The sequence below is a fragment of the Veillonella tobetsuensis genome (genome assembly GCF_002959935.1).
In the GTDB taxonomy this organism is placed as follows: domain Bacteria; phylum Bacillota; class Negativicutes; order Veillonellales; family Veillonellaceae; genus Veillonella; species Veillonella tobetsuensis.
Genome location: NZ_PPDF01000004.1, coordinates 62,674 through 80,877, shown reverse-complemented (window position 1 = coordinate 80,877; position 18,204 = coordinate 62,674). Strand labels below are relative to the sequence as shown.

At 38.8% G+C, this 18,204-nt stretch carries 20 protein-coding genes; all 20 read right to left on the bottom strand.

All coding sequences use genetic code 11. The features are described from left to right. Positions 1 to 3: 3 nt before the first annotated feature. On the bottom strand, positions 4 to 723 hold the full coding sequence (gene lptB, locus VTHSUH11_RS01580) for an LPS export ABC transporter ATP-binding protein (RefSeq protein ID WP_105092395.1): 720 nt from the start codon (positions 721 to 723) through the stop codon (positions 4 to 6). Between the two features lie 13 nt (positions 724 to 736). Further along, positions 737 to 1,456: an LptA/OstA family protein gene (locus tag VTHSUH11_RS01575; protein ID WP_105092394.1), complete on the bottom strand. Its 720-nt coding sequence runs from the start codon at positions 1,454 to 1,456 to the stop codon at positions 737 to 739. Between the two features lie 15 nt (positions 1,457 to 1,471). After that, a complete protein-coding gene (lptC, locus tag VTHSUH11_RS01570) occupies positions 1,472 to 2,011 on the bottom strand; it encodes an LPS export ABC transporter periplasmic protein LptC (RefSeq protein WP_059361713.1) in 540 nt (179 codons plus the stop codon). Next, positions 1,998 to 2,930, bottom strand: coding sequence for a lysophospholipid acyltransferase family protein (locus tag VTHSUH11_RS01565; RefSeq protein ID WP_105092393.1), 933 nt, complete (start codon positions 2,928 to 2,930; stop codon positions 1,998 to 2,000). The genes lptC and VTHSUH11_RS01565 overlap by 14 nt, the downstream gene beginning before the upstream one ends. A gap of 14 nt (positions 2,931 to 2,944) precedes the next feature. After that, positions 2,945 to 3,466, bottom strand: a complete 522-nt coding sequence (locus VTHSUH11_RS01560; RefSeq protein ID WP_105092392.1) for a KdsC family phosphatase — start codon at positions 3,464 to 3,466, stop codon at positions 2,945 to 2,947. Then, the gene (locus tag VTHSUH11_RS01555) at positions 3,466 to 4,437 is read right to left on the bottom strand and encodes a KpsF/GutQ family sugar-phosphate isomerase (RefSeq protein WP_105092391.1); all 972 of its coding nucleotides are present in this window, start codon (positions 4,435 to 4,437) and stop codon (positions 3,466 to 3,468) included. The genes VTHSUH11_RS01560 and VTHSUH11_RS01555 overlap by 1 nt, the downstream gene beginning before the upstream one ends. A gap of 12 nt (positions 4,438 to 4,449) precedes the next feature. Continuing rightward, positions 4,450 to 5,268: a 3-deoxy-8-phosphooctulonate synthase gene (kdsA, locus tag VTHSUH11_RS01550; RefSeq protein ID WP_105092390.1), complete on the bottom strand. Its 819-nt coding sequence runs from the start codon at positions 5,266 to 5,268 to the stop codon at positions 4,450 to 4,452. Next, entirely contained in the window at positions 5,269 to 6,000 is a 732-nt protein-coding gene (kdsB, locus tag VTHSUH11_RS01545) for a 3-deoxy-manno-octulosonate cytidylyltransferase (RefSeq protein WP_105092389.1), read from the bottom strand. A 44-nt stretch (positions 6,001 to 6,044) separates the two neighbouring features. Next, positions 6,045 to 7,157, bottom strand: coding sequence for a tetraacyldisaccharide 4'-kinase (gene lpxK, locus VTHSUH11_RS01540; RefSeq protein ID WP_105092388.1), 1,113 nt, complete (start codon positions 7,155 to 7,157; stop codon positions 6,045 to 6,047). 40 nt (positions 7,158 to 7,197) lie between these two features. Further along, positions 7,198 to 8,502: a 3-deoxy-D-manno-octulosonic acid transferase gene (locus tag VTHSUH11_RS01535; protein WP_059361706.1), complete on the bottom strand. Its 1,305-nt coding sequence runs from the start codon at positions 8,500 to 8,502 to the stop codon at positions 7,198 to 7,200. A 2-nt stretch (positions 8,503 to 8,504) separates the two neighbouring features. Further along, positions 8,505 to 10,235: an ABC transporter ATP-binding protein gene (locus VTHSUH11_RS01530; protein ID WP_059361705.1), complete on the bottom strand. Its 1,731-nt coding sequence runs from the start codon at positions 10,233 to 10,235 to the stop codon at positions 8,505 to 8,507. Then, a complete protein-coding gene (lpxB, locus tag VTHSUH11_RS01525) occupies positions 10,228 to 11,370 on the bottom strand; it encodes a lipid-A-disaccharide synthase (protein WP_105092387.1) in 1,143 nt (380 codons plus the stop codon). The genes VTHSUH11_RS01530 and lpxB overlap by 8 nt, the downstream gene beginning before the upstream one ends. Further along, positions 11,370 to 12,206, bottom strand: coding sequence for an LpxI family protein (locus VTHSUH11_RS01520; RefSeq protein WP_105092386.1), 837 nt, complete (start codon positions 12,204 to 12,206; stop codon positions 11,370 to 11,372). Before VTHSUH11_RS01520 ends, lpxB begins: the two co-directional genes overlap by 1 nt. Before the next feature lie 257 nt (positions 12,207 to 12,463). Further along, positions 12,464 to 13,276, bottom strand: a complete 813-nt coding sequence (gene lpxA / locus VTHSUH11_RS01515; protein ID WP_082161450.1) for an acyl-ACP--UDP-N-acetylglucosamine O-acyltransferase — start codon at positions 13,274 to 13,276, stop codon at positions 12,464 to 12,466. A 21-nt stretch (positions 13,277 to 13,297) separates the two neighbouring features. Beyond that, positions 13,298 to 13,723 (bottom strand): 3-hydroxyacyl-ACP dehydratase FabZ, encoded by a 426-nt coding sequence (fabZ, locus tag VTHSUH11_RS01510; protein WP_005376579.1) that lies wholly within the window; start codon positions 13,721 to 13,723, stop codon positions 13,298 to 13,300. Further along, on the bottom strand, positions 13,720 to 14,559 hold the full coding sequence (gene lpxC / locus VTHSUH11_RS01505; RefSeq protein WP_105092385.1) for a UDP-3-O-acyl-N-acetylglucosamine deacetylase: 840 nt from the start codon (positions 14,557 to 14,559) through the stop codon (positions 13,720 to 13,722). Before lpxC ends, fabZ begins: the two co-directional genes overlap by 4 nt. Positions 14,560 to 14,738: 179 nt before the next feature. Beyond that, the gene (locus VTHSUH11_RS01500; protein WP_105092384.1) at positions 14,739 to 15,641 is read right to left on the bottom strand and encodes a lysophospholipid acyltransferase family protein; all 903 of its coding nucleotides are present in this window, start codon (positions 15,639 to 15,641) and stop codon (positions 14,739 to 14,741) included. A 7-nt stretch (positions 15,642 to 15,648) separates the two neighbouring features. Beyond that, complete coding sequence (gene lpxD / locus VTHSUH11_RS01495; RefSeq protein ID WP_059361700.1) at positions 15,649 to 16,680, bottom strand: UDP-3-O-(3-hydroxymyristoyl)glucosamine N-acyltransferase; 1,032 nt, start codon at positions 16,678 to 16,680, stop codon at positions 15,649 to 15,651. A 26-nt stretch (positions 16,681 to 16,706) separates the two neighbouring features. Next, positions 16,707 to 17,219, bottom strand: coding sequence for an OmpH/Skp family outer membrane protein (locus VTHSUH11_RS01490; RefSeq protein WP_059361699.1), 513 nt, complete (start codon positions 17,217 to 17,219; stop codon positions 16,707 to 16,709). Between the two features lie 10 nt (positions 17,220 to 17,229). Then, complete coding sequence (locus VTHSUH11_RS01485; protein WP_105092383.1) at positions 17,230 to 18,198, bottom strand: coiled-coil domain-containing protein; 969 nt, start codon at positions 18,196 to 18,198, stop codon at positions 17,230 to 17,232. Between the last annotated feature and the right edge of the window lie 6 nt (positions 18,199 to 18,204).

Below are 18,204 nucleotides of genomic sequence, written 5' to 3'. Positions count from 1 at the left end.
CTCCTATAATTTAAAATTGTTACCCAAATAATGTTCACGAGCGATTGGATCATTAGCAATTTCTTCAGGAGTACCTTCCAAAAGAATCTTACCACTGCTAAGGATATACGCCTTATCAACAATGCCCAATGTTTCACGCACATTATGGTCTGTAATCAGAATCCCAATTCCTCGTTTTTTTACATGCAAAATAATTTGCTGAATATCGGCTACCGCAATTGGGTCTACACCCGCAAAAGGTTCATCGAGTAAGATAAAATTAGGCTCTAATGCTAAGCAACGGGCGATTTCAACACGACGACGCTCACCACCGGACAACTGCATGCCTTTTCGTTCACGAACATGACCAATATTAAATTCATCAATTAGGGAATTTACAATCGTATCAATTTCATCACTTGTTTTAGTTGTCATTTCCAACATGGCACGAATATTTTCCTCTACCGTCATAGCTCTAAAAATAGATGCCTCTTGTGGTAAATAGCCAATACCTTCCGCTGCACGTTTATACATTGGCAACATAGTGATGTCTTTGCCATCAACTGTAATAATACCTGATGTCGGTTTTTCGATGCCTACAATCATATAGAACGATGTAGTCTTACCTGCCCCATTAGGACCGAGCAAACCTACGACTTGCCCTTTTTCAACATGAAGACTAACACCGTCTACCACATTTCGGCCATCGAATGTTTTGACTAGGTTTTTAGTTTCTATATACATATATTAATCCTTATTAGTTAGGTGAGATAACTAATGTACTACGTCCGCCTAATGTTTCCGCAGAGTTATCATTCAAGTACAATTTCAACTCAGGTGCATTCAACACATTGCCATTTTGTACAGCATGTGCAGAACCAGTAAGCAATACAACACCGTCATTTTGATTAGGTGTTTGAGTGTAAGTAGCACGATCAGCAGAGCCAGATACATTACGATTTGGATTATTAAATGTTACATCACCTTGTGCTACAGCGCGGATTTCTTTCAACCAACCTTCTACTTGATTACCTGTTAATGTAGTGCCTTCTGCAATTAATCTTGCATTACCTAGCACTTTACCATATTCAGTATCAGAGTTGTATTCAACAGAATCACCAAAAATTTGACGATCATCCCGTTGCAAATGAACATCACCGGTAGCACTAAATTGATTATCATTGATACTGTGTACAGATTGGGCGGACATAGCCATATTACTGCCAATCAAGGAAACACCCCCATCGAGAGATGCTTCTCTAGTTTTAGTATTATACCAACCATTTGCGCCAGTTATCGTTTTATCTTGTTGTGTAATAACAACATTGCCGGATGCTTCAGCACGGCCCGTATTACCATCATAAGATAATGTATCTGCACTAATTGTTAAAGGCCCTTCATTAGCAGCCCAAGCTGTAACAGATAATAACATCATCGCTGAAATAACAGCTAAGCCCATATATTGTTTCTTATTCATCGCAATTCCTCAACTTTACTTTTTCGTTAATTTAGCATGGCCAGTTGCTTTGATTTGTTTTAAAGACATATTGCCTTCTAGCTTGTCACCAACCAATGTAATATCTTTTGAGTCATATGTAAAAGCAGTTTTTGAAGTAAGTAACTTTGTCTTATTATCAAAATGTAATGCATCAGTTTTAAAGCTAGCGCCTTCAGTATTAGATGCTGTAACACCACCATCAACATCTAGCGAGTTGTGATCCCCAGATAATACAGCATGAGGTGCTGTAATTGTTGTCGTCACATCATCCTGATAGAAAAGGCCCTTTAAATTAGTAAGTACAATTGATTTTGAACGCGGGTCATACTCTATTTTTTCAGCAGATAAGGCCCACACCAACTTACCATCCTTCTCCTCTTGTAGCTCTGCCCCTTGGAAGTTAACCAATTGACCTGTAGCCGTTGTTTTCGGAGAATTTGAATCGCCAGAATCATGTAAAATATACGCGATAAGACCAATGAGAGCAATGACGATAGCTGCGACAATAGCAATCATTTTTTTATTGTTTTTCATGCGCCCTCTCCCTTATCTCTAATTTCTTATCGTAATCAACGATCTCGCTCATCTTAGTCATCCAACGATGCTGGAACCAAATCCATTCATCTGGATGTTCACGGATAAAGTCCTCTGTAACACGTACACATTCTTCTGTAAGAGTGTACATATCTACATCATCATCACCGCTATGTTTGTAATGTAATGGTGGCAATATATGAACTATATGCCCACCTTCGGGTTTACGGGAAGCAAAAATTGGAACCACTGGAGAGTCAAATTTTTTTGCAAATGTAGCAGGCCCTACAACAGCCGATGAGGGTTGTCCTAGGAACGGTACTGGTAAACCATGAATATAGCCATCTTGGTCAGCCAAAAAGCCTAAAAGCTTTTTCCTTTTCAAGGCTTTAGCAGCTGATACAATTTCATTACCACCACTGGCAAAGACATCAAGCCCCACCATTTCACGATACTCATTCATAAAACGCGTGAATTGTGCATTAGGTTGTTTCTTTACGATAGTCGTAGAGGGATACCCATAAGACGCTAAAGCCGCTCCCATCCATTCCCAGTTACCTACATGACCTGTAAGAACAATAACGCCTTTATCTTCTTTAATAGCATTATCTAAATACTCTATACCACGCATTTCAATATGCTCATTAATAAATTTCTTTGTTAAGTTTGGCATGTATAAAATTTCCATGACGCTACGGCCAAGGTTCTTAAAGAGTTTTTCAATTAAAGCCTCAGCCTGCTCATCATTCATATTCATACCAATTTTAATATTTTTAATGCCTCTTAGCTTTTGCTTCTTCGCAATGATTCCATACAATGGACCTAAGCTAGCACCTATGAGCAAAATGAGCTTATACGGCAAACGACATACGAGCCAACTAATACCCTTTACTACGTGGTATTGCCATTCATTATTCATTCTGCTCACCTCCTTTATTGCCCATGATTATGAGCCTCCACAGTATAGTCTTGTACAACTGAATCCCACATATTTTGTGATTTTAAGATATATTCAACGGCATCTCGTACAGCACCAGAGCCGCCATTATAGTTCGATACAAATTGAGCAACTCGCTTTACCTCAGGTGCCGCATTTTGTGGTGCCATTGGTAATCCCACAAGAGATAGAGCCCCTAAGTCATTCAAGTCATCACCCATATAGGCAATGTTTTCTAATTCAATGTGATGGCTTTCACAAAGAGAGCGCAATGCGTTCGTTTTATTGGCATGCCCCATCAACAAGGCATCGAATTTCAATTCTTTAGCACGTCGTTCTACCATAGGAGATACACGAGCAGTGATAATAGCAAGAGAAAGGCCTGCTTTATGGGCAGCCGCTAATCCTAACCCATCCTTTGCAGAAAATTCTTTGACCTCTTCCCCATTTGATGTATAGATTAGTTTTCCATCAGTCAATACGCCATCTACATCGAGAATAATCCACTTAATATCCATTACACAATGCCTCTACGAAGTAAATCTGTAATATGAACGATGCCTAAAGCATGACCGCCTGCATCCACTACAGGCAATACGGTAATTGGACGTGGTTGATTCTTTTCCATTACATGAAGAGCTTCAGCAGCTAATTTATCCTTCGTAATGGTGCGTGGCATATTAGTCATCATATCTTCCACAGGCCATTCAAGGAAATTACTACCAGAATCAAGGCCACGACGTACATCACCATCAGTTACAAGGCCGATTAAGTGACCTTCTTCATCCACAACACTTGTAGCACCAAGACCTTTTTCAGTCATGACAAATAGAGCATCACGAACTGTTGCCCCTTTATGCACAACCGGATTATCATCGCCACCATGCATGATATTTTCTACAGTCAATAGCAAACGTCTACCAAGAGAACCACCTGGATGGAAAACAGCAAAGTTTTCCGGAGTAAAATGATGACGTTCTAATAAGCATACAGCCAAAGCATCGCCTAATGCTAATGCTACAGTCGTACTTGTAGTTGGTGCCAATCCAAGTGGACACGCTTCACGCTCAACTTGAGCCAATAAAACCACATCAGAATTTTTAGCCAATGTGGATTCTGGTTTTCCTACGACGCAAATTAATTTAGCACCGATGCGGCGTAAGGACGGTAAAATACTAATAATTTCACCGGTTTCTCCGCTATTAGAAAAGGCTAGTACCACATCATCTTCAGTAATCATACCTAGATCACCGTGAACCCCTTCCCCTGGGTGCATAAATAATGCAGGTGTACCGGTACTTGCTAATGTAGCTGCAATCTTGCGTCCAATATGACCAGATTTGCCCATACCAGTACATACCACACGACCTTTACATGCAAGAATCATATTAACAGCATTTACAAAACTTTGATCTAATGTTGTTATTAACTGTTCGATCGCTTGTGCTTCCTCATGAAGCACTTGAGCTGCCTGTTCTAAAATTTCCAATACAATCGCCCCTTATCGTTTTACGATTTTATCAATAGCTACTAAATCTTTTAGTAAACCTTCAAATTGATTTAAGTACACCATATTTGGACCATCAGAAAGAGCTTCCTCTGGATTATCGTGCACTTCAAAGAATAAACCGTCTACCCCACTAGCAACAGCTGCTCGCGCTAAATTTGGCACGAACTCACGATTACCACTAGATTTCGTACCAGCCCCACCTGGTAATTGAACGCTATGTGTAGCATCAAAAATCACTGGATAATCAAAGGATCGCATAATAGGGAATGATCTCATATCTACAACAAGATTATTATAGCCAAAGCTAAAGCCACGTTCTGTAAGCATGAGATTTTCATTGCCGGACTCCTTCATTTTATTAAGGACATTTTCCATATCCTTTGGAGCCATAAATTGGCCTTTTTTAACATTCACACATTTTCCTGTTTTAGCAGCACCATATACTAAATCTGTTTGGCGGCATAAGAATGCAGGAATTTGTAAAATATCTAATACCTCAGCAGCAGGTTCAATTTGTTCAATAGAGTGAATATCGCTAACGACCGGAACATTTAACTCTTTTTTGATAGATGCTAAAATTTTTAGACCTTCTTCTAAGCCTGGACCACGGAAAGAATTGAAGCTAGAGCGATTAGCTTTGTCAAAAGAAGCCTTAAATACATATGGAACACCAAGGCGTTCGCAGATAGCCTTAGCCTCTTTACCGATGGCTAAGGTACGGTCATAATCTTCGATTACACAAGGACCGGCTAATACAAACAGACCTTTACCGCCACCAATTGTCATATTGCCAACTTGTACTGTTTTCATTTATTTCTCCTCTTGCTCGAATATAGCATTTACACGAGCCAAGTCTTCTGGTGTATCAACACCGACAAATCGTTTATCTGTAGTAATAACGCGAATAGCAAATCCATTTTCTAACGCTCTTAATTGTTCTAACGATTCTGTTTGTTCCGCTGCAGTTGGTTCCATTTTTGCATAGTCTAATAAAAACTGACGACGATATGCATATATGCCAATATGTTTTAACGGAGTATTTACAAAATCATGTCGTGGATACGGAATCAAGGAGCGCGAAAAATACATTGCATCATTTCGCTTATTTAAAATAACCTTAACAGCAGAAGGTTCATCATATTCTTCTTCTAATAAAGGGGTGGCTACTGTAGCCATTTGGAGTACGTCATCAGATTCAAAGAGTTCTGCCAATTGATCGATTAAATTAGCATCGATCATTGGTTCATCACCTTGTACGTTAATGATAACATCTAAATCTGTATATTGTTGTGCTACCTCAGCTAGTCGATCAGTTCCTGTTGGATGATTAGCATCCGTCATAACCACTGTACCACCAAAGGATTGCACCGCATCATACACACGTTGATCATCGGTAGCTACAATGAATACCTCTGGTTTTTTAGCATTTGTTACGCGTTCATATACACGTTGAATCATAGGTTTACCTGCGATATCTGCCAATGGTTTACCTGGCAATCGCGTCGAGCCAAACCGAGCTGGAATCACGCAACCAATCTTCACAATAAAACCCCTTTTCTTTTATTTGCGTATCTTATTATTATACACTAAATCTCTAAATTTTCTATGAATTCTTGCTTTCCGGAAAGGAACTCAATCCCTATAGATAGCACGAATACAGGCATTTTTAAGTCTTCAATTGCATGCAATTGACTTAATTTAACCGCATCTTTTTCGGTTATCATGATAGCCTGAGCCTTATGCGCAAAAGCTTGCGTCCAAATATCAACAATATCATCATCTGTAAAGTCATGATGATCACCAAAACCCATGGTATGAACTACATTATAGCCACAACCTTCCAATGTTTTGGTAAATGATTGAGGATTGCCAATACCACTTACAGCCATAATAGAAAGATCATTATAATTATCGACCGGACTTCCTTCAGCACCATTAGCCCATTCATCAAGTGTATAGACAGCACATGGTTTGTGCACCGTCTCATACACAGGCTTTTGAGGTGTTATCTTAGCCAAACGTTTTTTCAGAGCGGATACCATTCCTGGATCTACTTGATCTACCTTTGTGAGAACGATGATACTAGCCCGTTCAAGGCCTTGTAAAGGTTCTCTTAGTAAACCTCTAGGCAATACATGCTCGTATCCAAATGGATTAGATGCATCGATTAAAACGATATCCTTATCCCGATAAAGAGCACGATGTTGAAAGCCATCATCCATCACGAGATAATCAGCACCTAATTCATCAATCGCTATATGTGCAGAATCTACGCGTTTACGCCCAATGATAACACTCGATTTTGGTAACACCTTAGCCAATAACCAAGCCTCATCGCCACTTTCTTCTGGCTCTACTAAAATGGAACCATGTTTAGAAATGATTATATTTTGGCTATTATCTTTAGCTCTATAGCCGCGACTCAATACGGTTGGATGAAAACCTTTCTGACCTAAAATATCACATATAAGTCTAACCATTGGGGTTTTACCAGTACCACCAGCCGTTATATTGCCTACACTAATTACAGGTACTGATACCTTTTCAACGCCTTTATGAGCATCAAATTTCGAATTCCGCATGGTAACAGCTTTTTCGTAGCCTTTACTGAGCAAGGCCAACCCAGATCTAGCTATATCACCAAGAATTGATTGATCTTCTCCACACATAATTTTCTTAAACATATCTTCACAATTCATAGTAGGCACCTCCCTCCGTATAGATTATTATAAATTCCTATTACGGAATAATATGATGTGATTCAAATAATTGACGTAGTTCCTGTGTATTACGACGTGTAGCCCCACGATTTTCACTAATTATATCAAGACAATTTTGTCCCATTTCTTCCGCTAACTCAGGATGTTTACAAAGATGCAAAATCATTTTAGTCAAACCTTTTTGATTCTTAACCTGCTTACATGCATTTCTCGAACTTAGGAGATTGAATATTTCCTTAAAGTTAAACATATGAGGACCAACAATAATTGGTTTGCCATGAGCAGCTGGTTCAAGAATATTATGACCACCTGTTTTTACAAGTGAACCACCTACGAAAATGATGTCCCCTAAGCTATATAAACGACCTAATTCACCAATCGTATCGAGTACAACAACAGGAATTTCCTTATGAACAGGTTCTGTCATATCACTTCGACAAATCGATTCTAAACCATAGCGTTTTGCTAATGATTGTACATCATGACCTCTATATATCTCACGAGGTGCAATTAACAATCTTGCATGAGGATACTCCACTAACACTTGTTTAAATGAATCAAACAGTGCTTCCTCTTCACCCTTATGTGTACTACCAGCAACAATAATCGGATGATTATGACCAAAACCAAACTCATCTAGTAAAACTTGTTTTTCCTCAGCAGATACAGTTGCATAGGTTTGATCATATTTCATATTACCTGTAACGGTAATCTCATCAGGATTGGCGCCGAGCCGAGATATATATTCCGCATCGAAGCTAGACTGCATGCAGAATCGTTCAATAGAACTCAACATTTCACGGGTGAAAGCACTAATATAGCGGTAGCGCTTCATACTGCGGTCGGAAATACGTCCATTCACCATCATAACAGGAATCTTTTCAGACTCAGCGATGCGCAAGAAGTTTGGCCATATCTCGGTTTCCACCAACAGTATAGTAATAGGTTTTATGATATGCAAAATTTTTCGTGTTAAATACGGTAGATCTAAAGGGAAGAAAATAATACCTTCAGCCTCCGGAATAATCCGATGTGCCATCGCATGACCTGTAGCAGTAACAACAGATACAACTACAACAGCTTCTGGAAATTCTCGTTTAACCTCTTTTACCAATGGACTTGTCGCAACAATTTCTCCTACAGATGCAGCATGAATCCATATAGCACGACGCCCTTCTATTTTTTTCAATAGTGTTGCAGGCATATATCCTGCACTTTGTTTTATACGCTCATAAAAGCCTTCTTCAAAAGCAAGGCGATATAAGATGACCGGTATAAGGCCAATCCAATAGAATATGAGCAATACGTTATATATCCAGTACATGTTTATCCTTTATTAGAGAACTGAACGGAATAAAGATGGTTATATAAACCACCTTCCAAGGCTAACAATTCTTGGTGTGTCCCTTTTTCTACCAATTTGCCTTGATTTAACACAACGATTTGATGCGCATTTTGTACAGTGCTTAGGCGATGAGCAATTACGAATGCTGTACGCCCTTCCATTAAGCGATCCAGTGCTTCTTGTACAAGTTTTTCACTTTCTGTATCAAGTGCCGATGTGGCTTCATCGAGAATCAGAATCTTAGGATTTTTCAAAATAGCTCGTGCAATAGCAACGCGTTGACGTTGACCACCAGATAGAGAGCTTCCTCGTTCACCTACGATAGTATCTAGACCATCTGGCATCTTATCAACAAATTCTAAGACATTTGCTGCTTTAGCTGCTTCATAAACTTCTTCTTCAGTGGCATCTAAGCGGCCATACAAGATATTTTCTTTTATGGATGCGTTAAATAAAACGGTTTCTTGCGGTACTAAACCAATTTGGTTACGCAATGAAGCAAAGGTTACATCTTTAATATCCGTACCATCGATGGTAATAGAGCCGCCAGTAACATCATAGAATCGAGGCAACAAATTGGCTAATGTTGTTTTACCAGCACCAGATGGGCCTACCAAGGCAACACTTTCACCAGCCTTAACGGATAAATTAAAATCACATAACGCCATTTTTTCACCATCATAGGAAAAATCGACATGTTGAAATTCCACATCCCCTTTAATATCTGGTAAAGTAATTGCATTTTCTTTTTCTACTACATCAGCCTTTGTATCGAGAATATCAAATACGCGATCAGCTGCAGCCAATGCTTTTTGAATGTTTCCATACACTTGACTCAAACGCTTAACAGGGTTTGATAAATTAATAGCATAAATTAAGAACGCAATCAAAGAACCTGCTGTAATCGTGCCTGTAACTACGGAATAGCCACCATACCAAAGAATTACAGCCACTGCAATCGCTGCAGAGAACTCAACCATTGGACTTAATAAACTCGTCAATTTAGTAGCTTTAATTACAGCATCAAAGTTACGCTGATTTTCAACTTCAAAACGATTAATCTCAAAGCCTTCACGAGCAAATGATTTCACAACGCGAATAGCAGAAATAACCTCTTGTAGGAGAGCTGTAATATCAGCTATACGTCCTTGCACATCATGTCCTGCTAAACGTAATCTTTTACCAAATACATTGATTATAATCAATACCATTGGAACTGTTATAAATGTAACCAAAGTCAATTTCCAATCGATTAACAACATGGAAACCAAAGAACCAATTAAGGTTACAGATTCCGTGATGAGAGAAATCAAATTATCTACCACAGCCGATTGCAATGCAGCTACGTCATTTGTGAGATTACTCATGATAACGCCCGTTTTACGACGGTCGAAATATGACAAAGACAATCGTTGTAGATGTTTAAAGATTGCTTCACGCACATCGATAATAACCCGTTGGCCAATATAAGACATATTGTAGGTTTGACCATATGTAGCAAAGCCACGAATTAAAAATATCAAAATGATGGCCCCTACGATGAGATTTAGCATAAACATATTTTTATCTTGCAATACTTGGTCCACCACATTTTTAATGAGCCAAGGTACTACTAAATATGCTGCAGCAGCCACAATCATGCAAAAGACAGCAAATATCATTCGCTTATAATAGGGTCTCACAAAGTACAACAAACGTGAGTAACTATTCATTAATTCTCTCCTTACCTAAGTCGTAAATCAATTGAGCCACGCGATTGACAGCTCCCGACTCACCTAGTTTTTCCTTTACGCCACGCAATTCTGTGCGCATACTTTGGTTTATATGTAAATCATCTAACAAAGGTAACACTGTGTTTACTATAGCATCGACAGAAACATCGCCTTGTAGTAGTTCAGGTATGACTTCCTTCCCTGCCACAATATTTGGTAAACCTACATGTGTAATATTTACGACCATTTTACCAATACCATATGTAATAGGTGACACCTTATACAACAATACTGTAGGCAACTCCATCATAGCCGTTTCTAAAGTAGCCGTCCCCGATGCAGCTAAACATACATCACAGATTTGCATTAAATCATAAGTATGATTCTCTGTGATTGTTACAGGAACCTTTCGTTCCTTGATAAAAGCCTCTAATTCACTACGGTCAATCGTATGTGCACGAGGTAAAAAGAACTGAACATCTTCATGGGACTGCATTAAGCATTCTCCACTTTCAAGCATCACATCTAATAGTGATAGCACCTCTTGTTTACGACTACCAGGCATCAATAAAATACGTTTAGCTTCAGGTCGAGCCCCAAAATATTCCATGGCTTCTGCTTTAGTCATTGTAGGATGCACAATATCTACTAATGGATGACCTACAAATTCTACATCACAATTAAACTTGCGGTATGCTTCAGCTTCAAAAGGAAAAATTGAAGCTACCTTTGTAACAAACTTCTTAATTGTCTTACCACGACTACTGTGCCATGCCCAAATTGTAGGAGCTATATAGTATAGCACAGGGATTCCCAATTGATGAGCTACCTCGGCCAACTTCATATTAAAACCCGGATAATCAATACAAACCAGAACATCTGGTTTTTCTTTTATCATGATTTCCTTTAAAAAGCTCCGTAATTTAAAGAACTTTGGTAATGATTTTATGATTTCTACAATACCAATAACGCCAAGATTTTTAATATCATAAACGATACGAACACCGGCTTGTTCCATCAAGGTGCCGCCCATACCGAACATTTCGACACTGGAATCGAGTTGTGAAAGCGCTTTGGCTACGCTAGCGCCGTGGGTATCACCGGACGCTTCGCCAGCAGAAAACATAATTTTCATCATTGATCCTTTCTAGCATCTACAAATGCTTGGTCTACAGCACAAATTACAATGTTATGGCGATTTGCCATATCGAGTACGTTTGATTGTTGTACAAATATCGTTTTTTCAGCCTCTACGGCAAGAACCTTACACCCACTGTCAATCATAGACATCAATGTTTTAATACCAACAGCAGGAACATCGAAACGAACATCTTGATTTGGTTTTTCTGTTTTCACAACAACAGCCTCTCCTCTACCAAGTTCTCCACCTCTAAGGATGCATTTATCTGTCCCCTCTATTGCTTCAATAGCCATGGCTGCCTTATTCTTTACTACAACGGTTTGCCCAATATCAAGAGCCCCCATATGCTTTGCTAATTCAAAACCAAAGCATATATCTTGCCACTGTTCTTCTGTTGGTTGTTGTTTTGTTAATACCCCCACCTTTGGCATAAAAGGTTTCATATATACCGTTTGATCTAGTACGGTAAATCCTTCCCGCTCAATCTCATCAACAATGGCGAGCATAATCGTATCATCTTTACGATTTTTCAACCGTTTAAGTACGCCTAATGTTTTTAAATCTGGAAATGTTAAACCTTTATATAAAATTTCCTTTGTTACCTTGCCAAGCATGGTTATTTCCGTAACACCCTCTTTTTTTAGGGTCTTAAAGATCTTACCCAGCTTAGCTACGCCAATATGGTAAAAGACATCTGCTTCTTGTTCTAATATTGGATCAGTATCCGGCACAACACCGATGACTACTACTTGATGCCCCAACATATGAGCAGCACGCATGAACTCAACAGGTAAAACGCCAATACCTGCAATTAAACCTACCTTTGCCACGACTATACCTCCTATGTGAAGCCGCAAACGGTCCACAACAATTCTCTAAATCATTTATTGTAAGTATATTTTTTAAGACACACTCATATACAATATATTGTACTATAAATCACGTATTTTTACTATAATTTCAGTGTATTTCTAGCTTTTAAAATACAGTATTTTCCTATCTTTCCCCCTTAAAACCGACCTTTAAAAAGAGTATAAAATAACACAAAAAAACTCTACATTATATAATCATAATGTAGAGTTTCTTATTAATCGCGTCGCGTACGCATGATGCCACGATCAGCATTGCGCAAGAAACGTAATAGATTTTCAATTTCCACAGAGGAATCGAGCTGCATTTCCATTTCTTCGATTGCTCTAGACAAACTAAATCCAGAGCGATAAATGATACGGAATGCTTGTTTCAAGTTACGACGCACCTCTTCTGAAATACCTGCACGAGATAGCCCCACAGAATTCAAGCCAATAACGCGAGCTGGCTGACCATCTGCAATGACATAAGGCGGAATATCTTGTACAACTTTAGCCATACCACCAACCATTGCATTACGCCCAATTTTAACAAATTGATGAACACCAGCAAGACCACCTATAACAACGCGGTCTTCAACGATAGCATGACCTGCTAAACCTGCACAGTTACTCATAATTACATTGTTCCCCACAATACAATTATGGGCTACATGCGTACATGCTTGTAATAAACAATTATTGCCTACGCGAGTTTCTTCGCCTTCTCCAGTCGCACGACTAATCGTAACACATTCACGGATAACCGTTTCATCACCAATATAGCAATAACTCTTTTCGCCTTTAAATTTTAAATCTTGCGGTTCTAAACCAATAGATGCGCCCGGATAAATCTCACAGCGTTTACCTATAGTCGTCCAACCACCAATAACAACATTCGCACCAATCTGAGTGCCATCCCCTATTTCTACATTTTCCCCAATGACGGCACCAGGACCAATGATAACATCTTTACCCAGTTTAGCATTCGGATGCACTATGGCAGTGTTATGAATGTTGGATTCCGCATTTTCCATGCCTACAACTATCACTATAATCACTCCTTAAGTCTATTATACGAGGGCAAACATGTATTCACCGCTAGCACAAAGTTTATCGCCTACATAAGCGCGACCTTCAACCTTACCCATACGGCCTTTAATCTTTACGATGTCAACTTCCATACGTACAACATCACCAGGTTTTACAGGATGACGGAAACGAACCTTATCAATACCTGTAAACATAGGTGTTAATCCACGATTTTCTTCCGGATACAATAGTGCAATCCCACCCACTTGAGCAATTGCTTCAGTTAGCAATACGCCTGGCATAACCGGATTGCCTGGGAAATGACCTTGAAAGAATAATTCATTAAATGTAGCATTTTTAATACCCACAGCACGTTTCATCGGTTCTAATTCGATAATACGATCCACCAAAAGCATAGGATAACGATGTGGTAAAATTTCTAAAATATCTTCGTGGTTAAGAATCATTGCTGTGTCTCCCTTATTTCTTCCATTATACTACGAGCCAAACGAGAATTAAGCTCATGGCTCGATTTCAACGCAATTACATGCCCCTCAATAGGACCTAACAAGTATAAGTCTCCTATGACATCAAGAGCTTTATGACGTACCAATTCATCATCAAAACGAGGCACTGATAAGCAAGTTTCATCATCATACACAAGTGCATTATCAGTACTACCACCCTTAGCTAATCCCATCGCCTTCAATTGATCTAATTCCTTTAGAAAACCTATGGTTCTAGCTGAACCAATATGTTCTTTGAAGTAATCAGGTGTTACATCAAAATCACAATGTTGTGTTCCTAGTAATGGATGTGGATTAATAGATGTAAAGGTAACTCGATATCCATCATAAGGTACAATAAGAATAAACCTATCCCCATCATACACTGAGTGACTCCGCATAACCTTATACACACGACGCTCAGCTTGTTGCTGCTCAATCCCCGCTTGAAGAATTAAATCAACAAATACTGCACTACTCCCGTCACCTACAGGAGGTTCTGGTGAGTCCATTTCAATAAAACAGTTATCAATATTCATAGCACTGAATGCGGCCATTACATGCTCAACGGTAAAAACCTTTGCTTCCCCATTTTCCAAAGTAGTAGCGCGCATAGTGTTCGTCACATTATTAATGTGTGCTCGTACAGAAGGGTTTCCCTCAATATCAGAGCGCACAAACACAATTCCTGTATTTTCAGGTGCTGGTTTAAAAACCATGGTTACAGGCTCTCCGCTATGAAGGCCAATTCCCTTATATGAAACAGCCTGTTTAATTGTTTGTTGTGGCTTACTCATAAGATTGTCCTTTCATAATCTAATTCCATGTTTACTATACACCATACTGTATTATACCCTATTTGCATAGCTGTTACAAGAATATAAGACCACTTATCAACTAAGAGAGCACAAAAATTCGGCGTTGCAAATCTTTATTAAAAAACATCTGCAACGCCGATTATACTTTTTATATTTTTTTAATGAAATACATCTGGAGGAGTTTCTATTTTTTCACCATAATATCGGCGAGTCCATTTCCAACGATTGTGTAACCAGAACCAATCTTCCGGATAACGTCGAATGTAATCCTCAATAAATTCATTGAGCATAATCGTTGTAACTGCAATATCTCGCTTTTTATCATCTGTTTTTTCAACATATAAAGGTTGATGCACTTCGATTTCATGCTTACCAGAATATGGACTATAATGCATGGTAACAAAAATGATAGGCACCTCCTGCATGCGCCCTAAAACAGCGGGGCCATCTGCAGTAAGTGTTTCATACCCAAAAAACGGTACCAACACACCGTCTTCACCGGGATCCTGATCCATAATCAACCCTAAGAAGGCTCCATTTTTTAAAGCTTTCACCATATCGCGTACACTAGTTTTGTACATCACATGTTGATGCATAATTTCGCGATATTCATTGATAAACTTATCCGCATCACCATTCTGCTTCATAGCCACCGAAATAAGAGGATACCCTTCAGACGCTAATACGCCACCAAGTAGCTCCCAGTTGCCACTATGAACAGCTGCCAAAATAGCACCTTTGCCATCAGCCAAAGCTTCATCGAGTATTTCACGATTTATAAAAGTAACCATATCTCGATAATCGCCATCTTTGATTTCAGGGTAGCGTAATACGTCTATAATCATACGACCAAAACGTGTCGTACTTGCCTTGGCAATACGTTTTGCTTCTACTGGATCATCAGTGATTTTACAAAATAAAATCTGACCGATAGCTAACCGCTTTCGCTTTGGTGGAACAACAAGCCATGCAATTTCACCAAGTAATGCACCTATAGCATATTGTATACTATGCGGCAACATACAAATAAATGCACTGAATAACTTCATAAACCTATACATAGATGTATTAGCTCTCCTTAAGCTGCGCTTTTAAAGCATCGATTTCTTTCTGCAACTGTTTTACAGTTTTTACCATCTCTGGCAAACGATGTTCATATGCAGACAGTTTTAACCATTCCTTATGAGGACGCATTGGATAGCCAGCCATAACTGCATCCGCTGGTACATTACCAGTAATGCCAGTTTTACCAGCAAATTTTGCATTATCACCAATTGTAATATGACCTGTACAACCAGTTTGTCCTGCAAAAATTACATTATTACCACATTTTGTACTACCTGCAATGCCAACTTGTGCAATGAGGAAACAGTTTTCACCAATTTCAACATTATGACCTAAGTGAACTAAATTATCGATTTTAGTACCTTTACGAACAAGTGTAGATCCCATTGTAGCATTATCAATAGTCGTACAAGAGCCAATCTCTACATCGTCTTCTAAAATAACATTTCCCACTTGTGGAATATGTGTATGAACACCATTTTCAGTAGCAAATCCAAAGCCTTCACCACCGATTACAGCTTTCGCGCGTAATACAACGCGATTGCCTAGCACACAATTTTCATGAACGATGGCACCGGCATAAATATCACAATCATTACCAATACGAGTATTATGACCAATATAAACGTACGGACGAATTGTTACATTATCACCAATTACAGCATTATCATTGATTACACAATAAGCACCTATAGCAACATTATTCCCCAATGTAACATTTTCTCCAATAATCGCTGTAGGATGTACCTCACGAGGCACTATTACAGGTGGATGGAATAATTGTAACACCTGCGCAAATGCGGCTTTTGCATTATCTACAATGATTTGTGGCATCGGTGCATTAGTCACTTCGGCTTCGAGAATGATAGCACCCGCCTTACATAAATGAATATGTTCTACGTATTCGCCAATAGCAAAGGTAATAGATTGTGGAGCAGCTTGTTCAAAACCACGAGTTTCTGTAATAACAACAGAATCATCACCGATTACCTTACCACCGATCAATTGTGCTAGCTCTCGTATAGTCTTTTCCACGATTAAGTCCCCCCAAGTATTAATGACTATTGTGCTGTTGCTGCTTCAGCTGGTTGAGCTTGTTGAGTTTCACCTTGCTGAGCGTCTTGTGCGTTCACTTCTGCTTCAGCGGCTTTAATATCCTCATCAGATGCTTTCCCCATTTTATTAATTAAATCATCGGTTACATCTACGCCACCACCAATAACTGCACCTTTAAGTAGTACTACATCTAATTTTTTTTCTTTTGCTAATTCATTGACTTGTTGATCCACATATTGTTTCAACTCTTGAGTTTTAGATGCACTGAAAGCATCAAAATCTTGCTTTGCTTCAGTCATAACTTGCAATTTAGCTTCTGCATCAGCAGCATCAACCTTAGCTTGTAGTTCTTTGCCTTTTGCATTGATTTCTTTATTAATTTCAATAGACTTAGATGTTTGCGTCATAATTTTTTGAGAATCTACATAGCCGATGTTGTTGCCACCACAGCCACCGATAATTGGTAGTGCCATAATCATTGTAGCACCTAAAATTAAAGATTTTACTTTTTTATTCATCATATACTCCTTACTGAACCCGATACGATGCTTTGACAGCATCCGTTATATCAAGTCCCTTGATATTTCCACCATGATCAATCAAAACGAGATCTAAATGACGTTCCTGAGCAATAATAGCAACACGCATACGCACATCCTCTAAAATCGCTTCATGCAGTGCATTTACTTCTGCCTCTTTATCTGACAATTTTTTAGCCCAACTATCATTCCACTCTTGAGGAACTGGCAATTTATTAGATGACACAATAGCCTTTGCTTGATTTTGCATCATTGTATCACGTTTTTTAGCTAATTCAGCCTGTACAGACTCTGCATACTGCTTTAATTCTCGTTCCCCCGCATCACGGATAGGTTTTAATTCTGCATCTACTTTAGATCGTATCGAATCTAGATCAAAATTTGACGGTTTGCGTTGAGCCAATAACTCTTGAAGACGGTTTTCTATTTTAGCTTTTTGACTTAGTGCAGCCTCTTTTTGAGCCTCATCAATAAAAATCCGACTTTCAAAAGCATATAACTGCAATTGCAAGTTTACGATTTCCAAGTCATAACCCTTGTTAGAATACTTAAGTTCTTCCATATATTTCTTAACTAACTCAGCCCGTTTTGCATCGAGCTGTGCATTAAGTTGATTTTGTTTCGTTGCAATACGTGTTTGCAATTCCACATTCAATGCGTCCGACAAAGTTGTATCTAGAGACAATGATTTTAGTTGTTCTTCCTGCATCTCAGATTTAGTGTTTAATGCCTCTTGTTCCAAAGCATATTGAGTCCTTAATTGTTCTAACTCTTGCTTTGCAAGCTTATAATCTTCATAAGACGGATTAAACTCTAATACATCTTCAATTTGTACCACCCCAATAGACGGTCCATTCGAAGATTGTCGATTAGTAATAAATCCATAGGCTCCATACATTGCAATCAGTGCAGCTACTAAAAACAGAAATAATCCTATGTACCGTTTTTTTAGCCCCATACTGCT

Coding starts and splice junctions, on each gene's coding strand:
- lptB (WP_105092395.1), bottom strand. CDS start 723: ATGTATATAGAAACTAAAAACCTAGTCAAAACATTCGATGGCCGAAAT.
- VTHSUH11_RS01575 (WP_105092394.1), bottom strand. CDS start 1,456: ATGAATAAGAAACAATATATGGGCTTAGCTGTTATTTCAGCGATGATG.
- lptC (WP_059361713.1), bottom strand. CDS start 2,011: ATGAAAAACAATAAAAAAATGATTGCTATTGTCGCAGCTATCGTCATT.
- VTHSUH11_RS01565 (WP_105092393.1), bottom strand. CDS start 2,930: ATGAATAATGAATGGCAATACCACGTAGTAAAGGGTATTAGTTGGCTC.
- VTHSUH11_RS01560 (WP_105092392.1), bottom strand. CDS start 3,466: ATGGATATTAAGTGGATTATTCTCGATGTAGATGGCGTATTGACTGAT.
- kdsA (WP_105092390.1), bottom strand. CDS start 5,268: ATGAAAACAGTACAAGTTGGCAATATGACAATTGGTGGCGGTAAAGGT.
- lpxK (WP_105092388.1), bottom strand. CDS start 7,157: ATGAATTGTGAAGATATGTTTAAGAAAATTATGTGTGGAGAAGATCAA.
- VTHSUH11_RS01535 (WP_059361706.1), bottom strand. CDS start 8,502: ATGTACTGGATATATAACGTATTGCTCATATTCTATTGGATTGGCCTT.
- VTHSUH11_RS01530 (WP_059361705.1), bottom strand. CDS start 10,235: ATGAATAGTTACTCACGTTTGTTGTACTTTGTGAGACCCTATTATAAG.
- lpxB (WP_105092387.1), bottom strand. CDS start 11,370: ATGAAAATTATGTTTTCTGCTGGCGAAGCGTCCGGTGATACCCACGGC.
- fabZ (WP_005376579.1), bottom strand. CDS start 13,723: ATGATTCTTAACCACGAAGATATTTTAGAAATTTTACCACATCGTTAT.
- lpxC (WP_105092385.1), bottom strand. CDS start 14,559: ATGAGTAAGCCACAACAAACAATTAAACAGGCTGTTTCATATAAGGGA.
- VTHSUH11_RS01500 (WP_105092384.1), bottom strand. CDS start 15,641: ATGTATAGGTTTATGAAGTTATTCAGTGCATTTATTTGTATGTTGCCG.
- VTHSUH11_RS01490 (WP_059361699.1), bottom strand. CDS start 17,219: ATGAATAAAAAAGTAAAATCTTTAATTTTAGGTGCTACAATGATTATG.
- VTHSUH11_RS01485 (WP_105092383.1), bottom strand. CDS start 18,198: ATGGGGCTAAAAAAACGGTACATAGGATTATTTCTGTTTTTAGTAGCT.